The sequence below is a fragment of the Anaeromyxobacter sp. K genome (genome assembly GCF_000020805.1).
Classification (GTDB): domain Bacteria; phylum Myxococcota; class Myxococcia; order Myxococcales; family Anaeromyxobacteraceae; genus Anaeromyxobacter; species Anaeromyxobacter dehalogenans.
Genome location: NC_011145.1, coordinates 3623518 through 3636994, shown reverse-complemented (window position 1 = coordinate 3636994; position 13477 = coordinate 3623518). Strand labels below are relative to the sequence as shown.

The window sequence follows — 13477 nt, the reverse complement described above, 5'->3', positions numbered from 1 at the left end:
CTCACGTCACCTCGGCCCGGTGCGCGACCCGCAGCATCAGGAACGCCACCGCGACCAGGATGGGCACCAGGAACACCGAGATGGCGGCGCCCTCGGCCAGGTCCGAGCCGAGCACGCCGGTGAAGAACGCCAGCGACGGCAGCACCTGGGTGGTGTCGTACGGACCGCCGCGGGTCAGGATGTAGACCACCGTCATGTCGGTGAACGTGAACACCACCCCGAACAGCACGGCCACGTTGATGATCGGCCGCATCATGGGGAGGGTGATCTGGAAGTGCGTGCGCCAGAACCCGGCCCCGTCCACCGCGGCGGCCTCCGGGATCTCCTTCGGGATGGAGGTGAGGCCGGCCAGCATGATCACGGTCGCGAACGGGATCATGCGCCAGGCGTGCACGGCGATCACCGAGCCCATGGCGAGCGCCGGCTCGCCCAGCCACATGGGCGGGTCGAACCGGTTCACGAGGTGGAGCCGCGCGAGCACCCAGCTCACCACCGAGTAGATGGAGTCGAGGATCCACTTCCAGCCGATCGCGCCGAGGCTGATGGGCGCGACCCAGGGCAGCAGGATCAGGAACCGGACCGCCGCCCGGCCCCGGAAGCGCTCGCGCAGCGCGAGCGACAGGGCCGTGGCCGCGACCAGCACGATGACCTGCGTGGACACCGTGAAGACGAAGGAGTCGAGCAGCGCGCGGCGGAACGTGGGGCTGCGGATCACGCTGCGGAAGTTGTCGAGGCCGACGAACGACCAGCCCTCGGAGCCGACCGTGACGTCGCTGACGCTGTACAGGAACGCGAGCGCCAGCGGCAGGCCCACCAGCGCGAGGATGTAGACCACCGCCGGCGTGAACAGGGCCACGCCGAGCCAGGTCGCCGAGGACGGACCGCGGCGGCGCGGGACGTCGCGGAGCGCTCCGGCGGCCGGCCGCGCCGCGTCGGCGGGGGTCATCGCCACGCCAGCTCCCGCGTGGGCACGCGCCGCTTCGTGCCCGGGTCGAACAGCCGGAGATCGCGCTCCGCCACCGCCAGCGGGTGCACCGCGCCCTCGTCGAGCCCGGTGCTCGCGCCCAGCGTCATGCGCGACACGACCTTTCGCCCGCCGAACCGGCCGCCCTCGACGACGCCGTGCAGGATCCGCTCGGAGCCGAGGTACTCGACAGCCTGCACGCGCACGTCGAGCGCCACCGCCGGGCCGGTCACGGTCGCGCGCGGCAGCAGGCTCTCGGGGCGGAAGCCGGCGATGACGTCGCCGCCGTCGACCAGGTTCATGGGCGGCGAGCCCAGGAACGTGGCCACGAACGTGTCGGCCGGCTCGTCGTAGACCTCCTTCGGCGTGCCCACCTGCCGCACCACGCCCCTGTCCAGCACCACGATCCGGTCGCCCATGCTCATGGCCTCGACCTGATCGTGCGTGACGTAGATGGTGGTGGTGCCCACCCGCGCGTGGAACTGGATCAGCTCGGTGCGGGCGGAGGCGCGCAGCTTCGCGTCCAGGTTCGAGAGCGGCTCGTCCAGCAGGAACACGGTCGGCTCGCGCACCAGCGCCCGGGCCAGCGCCACCCGCTGCCGCTCGCCGCCGGACAGCTCCCGTGGCTTGCGGGCCAGCAGGTGGCCGATCCCGAGCAGCTCCGCGGCCCAGCGCACCCGCTCGCGGCGCCGGTCGCGCGGGACGCCGTGCGCCTTGAGCGGGAAGCCGATGTTCTGCTCGACCGAGAGGTGCGGGTAGAGCGCGTAGCTCTGGAACACCATGGCGATGCCCCGGGCGCGAGGCGGGAGCCCGGTGACCACGCGGCCGCCGATGAGCACGTCGCCGCGGGTGGGCTCCTCCAGCCCGGCGATCATCCGGAGGAGCGTGGACTTGCCCGAGCCGGAGGGCCCGAGGAAGACCAGGAACTCGCCGTCGCGGGTGGCGAGGTCCACCTCGTTGACCGCGGCGCCCTGGTCGGCCTTCCGGAAGATCTTGGTGAGCCTCCGCGTCTCGACGACCGCCACGCGCCCCTCCGCCTCACTTCCACTTGTCGAAGATGCGCTTCACCTCGGCCTCGGCCGCCTTCGCGGCGTCGCGCGCCGGCATCTCGTCGCGCGCGACCTTCGCGAACATCGTCGGGATCACGAAGGTGTTGAACACCTCGTCCACGGCGGCGGTGGCGTAGCCGGGGTAGCCGACGTTGGTGGCCCACTCGGTGACGCCCGCGAGCACCTTGTACTTGTCCGGCGGCACGCCCTTCGGATCGTTCGCCACCTGCTGGGCGATGTCCGGCACCGTCTTCGGGAAGCAGGGGAAGTTGTAGAACTCGCTCGCCTTGAACGCGTCGCCGAACGCATCCAGGTAGTCCACCAGGAACTGCTTCGCGCCGTCCTTGTTCTCGGCGAACTTCCAGATGACGTAGCAGTCCATGACGTGCTCGGCCGCCATCCGGCGCACCGGCCCCTTCAGCGCGGGCACGATCTGGATCTTCTTCGACATCTCCGGGTTCTCCTTCTCGGCGGTGCGCGTCACCGAGATCGCGTTCAGCACGAAGGAGAGCTTGCCGGCCAGGATGCCCCGGTTGTTCGACGAGGGATCCCAGGTGAACACCTCCCCGGTCTGCGCCTCCTTCTGCAGCGCGCGCATGAACTCGAGCGCCTGGATGGTCTGCGGCGAGTTGATGACCACCCGGCCCTCCGCGTCCTGCACCGAGCCGCCGAACGACCAGAGCAGCGCGCGCATGGCCATGTTCGTGTCGAGCTCCTGCGAGAGCCCGATGCCGCACGGGTTGCCGATCTTCTGCTTGATGGCCGCGGCGCCCTTGCGCAGGTCCTCCCAGGTGTCCGGGCCGTGCGGGAAGCCGACCTGCGACCAGAGGTCCTGCCGGTAGTTGCCCGGGTCCGGGACGTAGCTGTCCGCGAACGCGAAGTACTTCCTGGTCTTCGGGTTGAACGTGGACTTGTGCCCGAGATCGTTCACCTTGCCCCAGCGCTTCTCCACCTGCTGGTAGATCTCGGTGTGGTCGATGACCTGCTTCTCGTACGCCGCCGGCGGCGAGAGGAACATGAACAGGTCGTGGCCCTTCTGCGCGGAGACCTCGGCGGCGGCGCGGGCGTTGATCTCCGGGATGGAGATGTGATCGACGATCACCCGGGTGCCGTGCTTCTCGCCCCACTGCTTGCAGAAGGTGCCGTCGAACCACTTGTCGTAGCCCGGCACGAAGTGGCTCCACTGGATGATCTTGAGCGTCTTGCCGCCCTGCGCGCGCGCGCGGCGCGGCAGCCCGGCCGCCGCCAGGGCGCCCACGCCCGCAGCCTTCACGAACTGCCGACGGCTCCACCTCGAGGACCCGCGATCGCCTGCCATCCCGACCTCCGGCGCGCGATCGTTCGCGCGCGAAACCGTGACCTCTGCATCGCTATGTACGAGGGCGGCTGGCGGCCGTGCGCCTGACGGGTCCGGCGCTGCGTCGCTTGGGGCCGCCCGCGCGTGCTCCCTCCATGGCGACGCCGCGCGCGGGGCCGCTCGCGTGCGCCGGCGCGCGCGCCGCCGCGACGCCGGAGCGCCCGGCCCGGGCTGGTGCTTGCCGCCCGCACGGGCCCGGGGTTGAATCGCGCCGATGGCCGGCCCGCTCGCCTCGCCCCGGAAGGCCACCCCATGAGCGCGTCCGCTCCCCTGCCGGTCCGGCTCGATCCTCCGGTGGACCCGGCGCGGGATCACGTGCTCGGCGACGCCGGCGCGGAGCTGACGCTGGTCGAGTACGGCAGCTACGCGTGTCCGCACTGCCACGCTGCCCACGAGGTGGTGGCCGAGCTGCGCGACCGGCTGGGCGACCGGCTCCGGTACGTGTTCCGCCAGCGCCCCATCCGCGCCGAGTCGGCCCGGCCTGCGGCAGAGCTGGCCGAGGCGGCCGGCCTCGCCGCCGACCGCTTCTGGAAGGCGCACGACCTGCTCATGCGCCGGGGGCCCTCGTTCGCGCCCGGCGAGCTGGACGCGATCGCGCGCGAGCTGGGGCTGCCGCCGCGCGAGGAGGGCGGCGGCCCGTGGGAGGGCGCGGCGGCGCGGGTCGGCGAGGACGTGGAGAGCGCACGCCGCAGCGGCGTCCACCTCACGCCCACGTTCTTCATCGGCGGCCGCCGCTACGAGGGGCCGTGGGACGCGACCTCGCTCTCCGAGGCGCTGCTCGGCTCGCTCGGGCACCGCCTCCACGCGGCCACCGTGGACTTCGCGCGCTGGGCGCCCTCCACCGGCCTGCTGCTGCTGGCGGCGACGGCGCTCGCGGTGGCGATCGCGAGCTCGCCGGCCGGCGACGCGTTCACCGCCGGCTGGCGGACGCCGCTCGGCCTCACCCTCGGTGGCCACGCGTTCGCGCTGCCGCTGGTGCAATGGGTGAACGACGGCCTGCTCACGCTGTTCTTCCTGGTGGTCGGCCTCGAGATCAAGCGCGAGCTGACCGTGGGCCGGCTGGCGAGCTGGCGCGCCGCCGCGCTGCCCCTGGCGGCGGCCATCGGCGGGATGGTCGCGCCCGCCGCGCTGTACCTGCTCGTGATCCCCGCCGGCCCGCTCGCCGGCGGGTGGGGCACCACCATCTCGACCGACACCGCGTTCGCGGTCGCGATCCTGGTGCTGCTCGGCGACCGCGTGCCGGTGGACCTGCGGGTGTTCCTCACCGCCGCGGTGATCGTCGACGACCTGGTCGCGATCGCGGTGGTGGCGCTGTTCTACTCCGGCGCGATCTCGGCGCCGTGGCTGCTCGCGGCGGCGGCCGTGACCGCGCTGCTCGCCGGCCTGAACCGCGCCTCGATCTCGGCGGCGCCACCCTACGCCGCCCTGGGCGTGCTGCTGTGGGCCTGCCTCCACGCGGCCGGGCTGCACCCCACGCTGGCGGGCGTGATCCTGGCCGTGGTGACGCCGACGCGGCCGCCGCCCGACCTCCGCGCGCTCACCGGCCAGGCGCAGGCGGTGCTCGAGGCGGAGCTGCGCCGGGCGCGCGAGGGGGTGCTGCGCCACGGGCCCTCCGAGCCGGCGCTGCGCGCGCTCGACGCCATCCACGATCGCGTCGAGTCGCCGGCGAGCAAGCTGCTCCGGACGCTCGACCCGTGGGCGAGCTACGCGGTGCTCCCGGTGTTCGCGCTCGCGAACGCCGGCGTCGCCTGGGTCCCGGGGGCGCTCGAGGGGCGCTGGCGGCTGGTGGCGGCCATCGCGATCGGGCTGGTGGCCGGGAAGCCGCTCGGGATGCTGGTGGCGGCGCGGCTGGCGGTGCGCGCCGGGCTGGCGGTGAAGCCGGCGACCTACGGGTGGCGGCAGCTCGGCGGCGCCGGGGCGCTCGCCGGCATCGGCTTCACCATGTCGCTGTTCATCGCCGGCCAGGCGTTCCCGGATCCGGCCGACTTCCGCGCCGCGAAGATCGCGATCTTCGCGGCGTCGCTGCTCGCCGGCGGCGCCGGCGCCCTCGTGCTCTGGCCGCGGCGCGCGCCCGACGCCGCCGCGGAGCAGGTCCCGGCGCCGGCGGGCTCCGAGGTGGACGCGCCCGCCGGGTAGCCGGGAAGGGCCGTCAGCGCGGCCCGAGCCGCCCGCCGGGCCAGGTCCAGCCCGCGTCCTCCGGCGCGTCCACCCCGTGCTCGTGCGCGTACATGCGCGCGGTGAGCTGCCGGTTGCGCAGCCGCTCCTTGGCGTGCGCGCCGGTGGCGCGGAGCCGCGGCACGCGGTCGATGACGTCCATGGCCAGGCTGAACCGGTCGATCTGGTTGTCGATGGCGAGCTCGAGCGGCGTGTCGATGCTGCCCTTCTCCTTGTAGCCGCGCACGTGCAGGTTCGGGTGGTTCCGGCGGCGGTAGGCGAGCCGGTGGATCAGCCACGGGTAGCCGTGGAAGTTGAAGATGATGGGCCGGTCGGTCGTGAACAGCGAGTCGAAGTCGCGGTCGGAGAGACCGTGCGGGTGCTCGGTGTCCGGCTGCAGCGTGAACAGGTCCACCACGTTGACGAAGCGCAGCTTGACGTCCGGGAACGCCTCGCGCAGCAGCGCCGTGGCCGCCAGCGCCTCGAGCGTGGCGACGTCGCCGGCGCAGGCCATCACCACGTCCGGCTCGGCGCCCTCGTCGCTGCTGGCCCAGTCCCAGATCCCGAGCCCCTTGGCGCAGTGGGTGATGGCCGCGTCCATGGGCAGGTACTGCAGGTGCGCCTGCTTGTCGGCCACGATCACGTTCACGTAGTTCTCGCTGCGCAGGCAGTGGTCCGCGACCGAGAGCAGGCAGTTCGCGTCGGGGGGCAGGTAGATGCGGGTCACCGCGGCGCTCTTGTTCACCACCACGTCGAGGAAGCCCGGGTCCTGGTGGGTGAAGCCGTTGTGGTCCTGCCGCCAGACGGTGGAGGTGACGAGCAGGTTGAGCGAGGCGATCTCCTCGCGCCAGGAGAGCTGGTTGCAGATGGACAGCCACTTCGCGTGCTGGTTGAACATCGAGTCGATGATGTGGACGAACGCCTCGTAGGTGGAGAGCAGGCCGTGGCGGCCGGTGAGCAGGTAGCCCTCCAGCATCCCCTCCAGCGTGTGCTCGGAGAGCATCTCCACCACCCGCCCGTCCGGCGCGAGCCGCCCGCCGTCCTCGTCCTCGGGGAAGCGCTCGGCGAGCCATAGCTTCCGCGACGCCTCGTAGACGGCGTCGAGCCGGTTGGAGCTGGTCTCGTCCGGCCCGAACAGCCGGAAGCGGGTCGGGTTCTCGCGCATCACGTCGCGCAGGAACGCGCCCAGCGGGCGCGTGTTCTCCGCCCGCGACTCGCCGGGCGCGGGCACCGGCACCGCGTACTCGCGGAAGTCCGGGAGCAGGAGCGCCTTCTTCAGCACCCCGCCGTTCGCGTGGGGGCTCGCGCCCATGCGGCGCTCGCCGCGCGGCGCGGCCTCCCGCACCCGCGGCGCGGGCGCGCCGGACGCGTCGAACAGCTCCTCGGGCCGGTAGCTGCGCAGCCAGCGCTCCAGCAGCGCCAGGCGCGCCGGGTCGTCCTTCACGCGCGGGATGGGGACCTGGTGCGCGCGCCACGAGCCCTCCAGCCGGTGCCCGTCCAGCTCGGCCGGCGCGGTCCAGCCCTTGGGCGTGCGAAGCACGATGGCGGGCCAGCGCGGGCGGGCGGGGACCCCGGTGCGCCGGGCCTCGAGCTGCGCGCCGCGGATCAACTCGACGCACCGGTCGAGCGTGGCGGCCATGGCCTGGTGCATCGACTCCGGCTCGGACCCTTCCACGAAGAACGGCGTCCAGCCCGCGCCGCGCAGCAGCGCCTCCAGCTCGTCGTGGCCGATGCGGGCGAGCAGGGTGGGGTTGTCGATCTTGTAGCCGTTGAGCGACAGGATCGGCAGCACGGCGCCGTCGCGGATCGGGTTCAGGAACTTGCTCACGTGCCAGGAGGTCGCGAGCGGCCCGGTCTCGGCCTCGCCGTCGCCCACCACCGCGGCGACGACCAGGTCCGGGTTGTCGAACGCCGCGCCGCAGGCGTGCGAGAGCACGTAGCCCAGCTCCCCGCCCTCGTGGATCGAGCCCGGCGTCTCGGGCGTGCAGTGGCTCCCGACGCCGCCGGGGAAGGAGAACTGGCGGAAGAACCGGCGCAGCCCCTCCTCGTCCAGGCTGCGGTCCGGGTAGACCTCGGAGTAGGTGCCCTCCAGGTAGACGGGGCCGAGCACGCCGGGCGCGCCGTGCCCCGGACCCGCCATGAACAGCACCTCGGCGCCGCGCAGCCGGATGAGCCGGTTCAGGTGCGCGTACACGAACGACAGCGCCGGGCTCGCGCCCCAGTGCCCGAGCAGGCGGTTCTTCACGTGCTCGGGGCGCAGCGGCTCGCGCAGCAGCGGGTTGTCGCGCAGGTAGATCATCCCGGCCGCGAGGTAGTTGCAGGCGCGCCAGAACGCGTCGAGGCGGTGGACCTCCTCGGGCGCGAGCGGCCGCTCGGAGACGGTGGCGCGGGCGGGGCCGTACGCGGACAGCGCGGCGGCGCCCGCCGGGACGGCGGGGTTCGAGGTCACGTGGCTTCCCTCCCTGGCGCGCGGCCGCGCGCGCACGAGCAGCGCCCGGGCCTGGCGCGCGATGGTGAGCTCCTCGTCGGCCGGGACCACCCAGGCCGAGGCGCGGCTGCCGGCGACCGAGACGCGCGGGCCCCCGGCCGCGTTCGCGCCCGGGTCGAGCTCCACGCCCAGCCAGCCCGCGTCGCGGCAGACGCGCGCGCGGATCTCCGGCGCGTTCTCGCCGATGCCCCCGGTGAACACGAGCGCGTCGAGGCCGCCCAGCGCGGCCGCGGCGGCGCCCAGCTCGCGCCGGATCCGGTACACGAACAGGTCCACCGCCAGGGCCGCGCGCGGGTCCGCCGAGGCGAGCAGCGTGCGCATGTCGGCGGAGACGCCGGAGACGCCCAGCAGGCCGGAGCGGTCGTACAGCAGCGCCTCGATCTCCCGCGCCCGCATCCCGCGCTCGGCCGAGAGCCACAGCAGCGCGCCGGGGTCGATGGTGCCGCAGCGCGTGCCCATCACCAGGCCGTCGAGCACGCTGAAGCCCATGGTGGCGCCCAGGCTGCGACCGCCCTGCAGCGCGCACAGGCTCGCGCCGTTCCCGAGGTGCAGCGCGACGGTGCGCCCGGCCGCGGCCCCGGGGTCGAGCGCCGGGAGCGCCTCGGCCACGTGCTGGTACGAGAGCCCGTGGAAGCCGTACCGGCGCAGGCCGGCCTGGTGCAGCTCCTCCGGGATGGCGAACCGCTCGAACAGCGGCGGCGCGGTGCGGTGGAACGCCGTGTCGAAGCAGGCCACCTGCGGCACGCCGGGAAGCAGCTCGCGCACGGCGCGGATCGGCGCGAGGTTGTGCGGCTGGTGCAGCGGCGCGAGCGGGACGAACGTCTGGAGGCGCGCGAGCACCTCGTCGGTGAGGAGCGCCGGCCCGTCGAACACCGTGCCGCCGTGCACCACCCGGTGGCCCACCGCGTCGAGCGTCCGCCCCCCGGGCGCCGCGCGCACCAGCTCGAGCACCGCCCGCAGGGCGGCCGCGTGATCCACGTACGCGTTCGCGGGCCAGGTGCGCTCGCCGGCCGGCTCGCCCTCCGGCCCGCGCGCGAGGAGGTGCGGCGCGCCGTCGCCGCCGAGGCGCTCGACCTTGCCGCGGAGCTCGGGGGCGAGCCCACCGTCCGCCTGTCCGGCGAACAGCGCGAACTTGATCGAGGACGACCCGGCGTTGAGGACGAGGATCCGCTCGGACATGGCGCGCCGCCGGATCGTCATACTGCGCCTCGCCTCGCCCCCGGTCAGCGGAAGTCGGGTCGCACCCCGCGCGGTAGGCCGGGCCGCCGCCCCGGTCAGCTCAGGGTCTTGCGGAAGCGGAGCGCGGAGAGGACGAAGATGGCCGAGCCGATGACCGCGAGCGCCGTGAGGGGGACCGCCAGGTCGGCGAGGCCGGCGCCGCGCAGCAGCGAGCCGCGCATCACGGTGGCGAAGTGGCGCACCGGGTTCACGAACGTGATGGCGCGGAGCCAGCCGGGCATCGCGGCCACCGGCGTCATGACGCCGGACAGCAGCAGCGCCGGGACCAGGAACAGGAAGCCGCCCAGGAACGACTGCTGCTGGTTCTTCGAGATGGTCGAGATGAACAACCCCACGCCGAGGGTGGTGAGCAGGTAGAGGAGCGTGCCGAGCGCCAGGACCGGGAGCGGTCCGCGGATGGGTACCCCGAAGATCAGGCTGGCGACCCCCACCAGCAGCGCCAGGTTCACGAACCCGATGATCACGTAGGGCGCGATCTTGCCGGCGAGCAGCACGGCGGGCCGGATGGGCGTGACCAGCACCTGCTCCAGCGTGCCCATCTCGCGCTCGCGCGCGAGCCCCATCGCGCTCACGATCGTGGTCACCACCACCAGGAGCAGCGCCGCGATGCCCGGGACCATGTAGGGCGGGGAGTCGAGCCCGGGGTTGTAGAAGAGCCGCGGCACCAGCGAGAGCTGGCCGGGCGGCGTGGCGCCGCGCGACGCGAGCGCCTCCCGGGCCAGGCGCTCGCCCACCCCGCCGAAGTAGCGCGCCACCGCGTCGGCGGCCACCGTGGAGCGGTTCGGGTCGGCGCCGTCGATGAGCACCTGCACCTCCGCCGGCCGGCCGGCGGCCAGGTCGGCGGCGAGCCGCTCCGGGAACATCACCGCCGCGGCCGCCTCGCCCCGGTGCACCCGCAGCTCGGCCTCGACCGCCGAGGCGGTGTCGCCGGCGCGGATCAGCGTCCCGTCGGCGAGCAGCCGCCGCGCGTGCTCGCGCGAGACGTCGGTGCGGTCGCGGTCGAGCACCACCGTGCGCACCCGGTCCACGTCGAAGTTCGCCGCGAACCCGAACACCACCGTCTGCAGCAGCGGCGCGATCACCAGCACCGCCATCATGCGCTTGTCGCGCGCCGTCTGGCGGACCTCCTTGCGGAACACCGCCAGGAACTGCACGCGGGCCGAGGGCCGGGGACGACGGGGGGTCACGCGAGCCTCCGCTTGAAGCGCGCAGTGGAGAGCGCGATCACGAGCAGCGCGAACGCCACCACCGCGAGCAGGTCGGGCCAGAGCACGTCGAGGCCGTTCCCCTTGAGCAGGATCTCGCGGAGCGCGTGCACCATGTAGCGGGCCGGGATCAGGCGGGAGAGGAGCTGCAGCGCCACGGGCATGTTCTCGATGGGGAACACCATGCCGGAGAGGAGCAGGGACGGCAGCAGGGCGGAGATGAGCCCCACCTGCGTGGCGAGGAGCTGGTTCTTGGTGAGGACCGACACGAGCAGCCCCTGGCCGAGCATCCCCACCACGAAGAAGAACCCCATGGCGATGAGGAGCGGCGGCTTGCCCATCACCGGCACGTCGAACACCGCCGCCCCGAACGCGATCACCACCAGCAGCTCGAGCATCGCCAGCACGAGGTAGGGCAGGAGCTTGCCGAGCACGATCTCCAGCCGGCCCACCGGCGAGGCGAAGAGCTGCTCCATCGAGCCGCGCTCCCACTCGCCGGCCACCGTGAGCGTGGTGAGCAGGATGGCGGTGATCGCCAGGATGTACGCGGCGAGCCCCGGCACCAGGAACAGCGCCGATCGCGCGGCGGGGTTGTAGAGCGTCCGGACCTTCACCGAGAGCGGCGGCGCGGCCGGCGCCGCGAGGGCGGCGGAGCGCCGGCGCGACTCGGCGCGCACCAGCGCGTCGGCCTTGGAGAGGAGCTGGTTCGCCGAGCTGACGTCGGACGCGTCGGCCAGGAGCTGCAGCTCCACCACCTCGCGGCGGGCCAGCCGCTCCTCGTAGTCCTCCGGGATCACCAGCACCGCCGCCGCCTCGCCCCGGCGGAACAGCCGGTCCGCGTCCCGGGGCGCGACCTCGCCCGCCAGCGCCAGCTCGCCGCTCTCGGTGAGCGCCCGGACCAGCTCGCGCGACGCCTCGCTCCGGTCCGCGTCCGCCACCGCCAGCGGGATCCGCTCCAGGTCGGTGGTCACGCCGTAGCCGAACAGGAACAGCATCACCAGCGGCATGACCAGCGCCAGGTACAGCGTGCGCGGGTCGCGCAGGACGTGGATGGTCTCCTTCTGCGCCATGGCGCCGATGCGCACCAGCGAGCGGCGCGCCCGCTCCCGCGGCCCCGTCACGGCGAGCCCTCCTCGCCGCGTCCGCCGGCGCCGACCACCGCCAGGAACACGTCCTCGAGGCTCGGCTCGGCGGCCTCGACCACCACGTCCGAGGCGCCCCCGGCCCGCAGCGCCGCCGCCGCGTCCTGCTCGGACAGCGCGCCCGGCTCGACGCGCAGGTGCAGCGCCGCGCCGAAGCGCATCACGTTCCGCACCCCGGGCAGGCCGCGCGCCCGCTCGACCGCGCGCGCCAGGTCCCGGCCGCGCGCCACGAGCAGCCGCTCCGGCACCCAGCGCGCCTTCAGGCCGGCCGGCGTGTCGAGCGCCACCAGCTTGCCGTCCACCATGAGGCCGATGCGCCGGCAGTACTCGGCCTCGTCGAGGTAGTGCGTGGTGACGAACACGGTGGTCCCCTCGCGAGCCAGGTCGCGGATGACGCGCCAGAACGTGCGGCGGGCCACCGGGTCCACGCCGGCGGTGGGCTCGTCGAGGAACACCACCTGCGGCCGCTGCAGGATGGCGCTGGCGAGCGCGAGCCGCTGGCGGACGCCGCCGGGCAGGTCGCCGGTGATGACGTCGCCCGCGTCGCGCAGGTCGGCGAGCGCCAGCACCTCGTCGGCGCGCCGCTCCAGCGCCTTGCCCCAGAGCCCGTAGGCGCCGCCGAAGAAGATCAGGTTCTCGCGGACGGGGAGGTCGAGGTAGAGCGAGAACTTCTGCGACATGTAGCCGATGGAGGCCTTCACCGCCTCGGGGTCGGTGGCGAGGTCGTGGCCGGCCACGCGGCCGGTGCCGGAGGTGGGCGCGAGCAGCCCGGTGAGCATGCGGATGGTGGTGGACTTCCCCGCGCCGTTCGCGCCCAGGTAGCCGAAGATCTCGCCGCGCTCGACCTCGAAGCTGACGCGGTCCACCGCCAGGAACGCGCCGAAGCGGCGCGTCAGCTCGCGCGCCTCGATCGCCGGCGCGGTCGCGCTCGCGGCCGGGGTCACGCCGCCTCCCGGATGCGGGCCAGGAACAGGTCCTCGAAGTCGGGGTGGGTGGGCTCCAGCTCGGCGCCGAGCGGCGCGATGGCCCGCGCCACCTCGTCCCGCGCGCCGCGGGCGACCACCACCTTGAGCCGCGCCCCGGCGGGCGAGGCCGCCAGCACGGCCGGGTGCGCCGCGAGCGCGGCGTCGAGCCGCTCGCGATCGCCGCCGTGCACCTCGTACGCCTCGTCCTCGAAGCGGGCGATGAGCGCGCCCGGCTCCCCGTCGAGCAGGGCCCGGCCGCGGTGCACCAGCGCCACCCGGCTGCAGCGCTCCGCCTCGTCCATGTAGGGCGTGGACACCAGCACGGTCATGCCGCCGTGCACGAACTCGTGGAGCAGCGCCCACAGCTCGCGCCGCGAGACCGGGTCCACCCCGTTGGTCGGCTCGTCGAGGAGCAGCACCTCGGGCTCGTGGAGCAGCGCGCACGCGAGCGCCAGCTTCTTGTACATGCCGCCCGAGAGCGCGTCGGCGCGCCGGTCCGTGAACCGGTCGAGCCGGGTGATGCCGAGGAGCCGCTCCTTGCGCTCGCGGTAGACCGCCCGCGGCAGCACGTAGAGCCGGGCGAAGAAGTGCAGGTTCTCCTCCACGGTGAGGTCCCGGTAGAGCGAGTACTGCTGCGGCATGAGCCCGAGCCGCTCGCGGTTCGCGCCGGAGAGCGGGTCCGCGCCCAGCACCTGCGCCTCCCCGCCGTCCAGGGCCAGCAGGCCCGCCAGCGCGCGGATGGCGGTGGTCTTGCCGGCCCCGTCCGGCCCGACCAGGCCGAGCAGCTCGCCGCGCGCCAGCTCGAACGAGAGGCCGTCGAGCGCGGTGGTGGCGCCGAACCGGCGGACCATCGCGCGCGCGACCACGGCGGGCCCGAGGCCGGACGATGGGGAGGGCGCGTGCGTCATGGCGCG

At 74.1% G+C, this 13477-nt stretch carries 9 protein-coding genes; 1 reads left to right on the top strand and 8 read right to left on the bottom strand.

The features are described from left to right. Position 1: 1 nt before the first annotated feature. Genes ANAEK_RS16240 through ANAEK_RS16230 form a run of 3 tightly spaced genes read right to left on the bottom strand, consistent with a single transcriptional unit; the run spans position 2 to position 3331 of the window. Positions 2–946, bottom strand: coding sequence for a carbohydrate ABC transporter permease (locus ANAEK_RS16240; RefSeq protein ID WP_012527224.1), 945 nt, complete (start codon positions 944–946; stop codon positions 2–4). Next, positions 943–1989 carry an ABC transporter ATP-binding protein gene (locus ANAEK_RS16235; protein WP_012527223.1) on the bottom strand — a complete coding sequence of 349 codons (1047 nt, stop codon included), beginning with the start codon at positions 1987–1989 and terminating at the stop codon, positions 943–945. The genes ANAEK_RS16240 and ANAEK_RS16235 overlap by 4 nt, the downstream gene beginning before the upstream one ends. Before the next feature lie 13 nt (positions 1990–2002). Continuing rightward, a complete protein-coding gene (locus ANAEK_RS16230; RefSeq protein WP_012527222.1) occupies positions 2003–3331 on the bottom strand; it encodes an ABC transporter substrate-binding protein in 1329 nt (442 codons plus the stop codon). A 291-nt stretch (positions 3332–3622) separates the two neighbouring features. On the opposite strand from ANAEK_RS16230, the gene nhaA reads away from it, so the two are divergent. After that, entirely contained in the window at positions 3623–5506 is a 1884-nt protein-coding gene (gene nhaA / locus ANAEK_RS16225) for a Na+/H+ antiporter NhaA (protein ID WP_012527221.1), read from the top strand. A 13-nt stretch (positions 5507–5519) separates the two neighbouring features. On the opposite strand, the gene ANAEK_RS16220 is transcribed toward nhaA, so the two are convergent. The 5 genes from ANAEK_RS16220 to ANAEK_RS16200 all read right to left on the bottom strand — a co-directional run bounded on the left by ANAEK_RS16220 (position 5520) and on the right by ANAEK_RS16200 (position 13471). Beyond that, positions 5520–9212 (bottom strand): phosphoketolase, encoded by a 3693-nt coding sequence (locus ANAEK_RS16220; RefSeq protein ID WP_012527220.1) that lies wholly within the window; start codon positions 9210–9212, stop codon positions 5520–5522. A gap of 74 nt (positions 9213–9286) precedes the next feature. Next, complete coding sequence (locus tag ANAEK_RS16215; protein WP_012527219.1) at positions 9287–10438, bottom strand: ABC transporter permease; 1152 nt, start codon at positions 10436–10438, stop codon at positions 9287–9289. Beyond that, positions 10435–11577 (bottom strand): ABC transporter permease, encoded by a 1143-nt coding sequence (locus ANAEK_RS16210; protein ID WP_012527218.1) that lies wholly within the window; start codon positions 11575–11577, stop codon positions 10435–10437. Before ANAEK_RS16210 ends, ANAEK_RS16215 begins: the two co-directional genes overlap by 4 nt. After that, entirely contained in the window at positions 11574–12542 is a 969-nt protein-coding gene (locus tag ANAEK_RS16205; RefSeq protein WP_012527217.1) for an ABC transporter ATP-binding protein, read from the bottom strand. The genes ANAEK_RS16210 and ANAEK_RS16205 overlap by 4 nt, the downstream gene beginning before the upstream one ends. Next, on the bottom strand, positions 12539–13471 hold the full coding sequence (locus ANAEK_RS16200; RefSeq protein WP_012527216.1) for an ABC transporter ATP-binding protein: 933 nt from the start codon (positions 13469–13471) through the stop codon (positions 12539–12541). Before ANAEK_RS16200 ends, ANAEK_RS16205 begins: the two co-directional genes overlap by 4 nt. Positions 13472–13477: the final 6 nt, after the last annotated feature.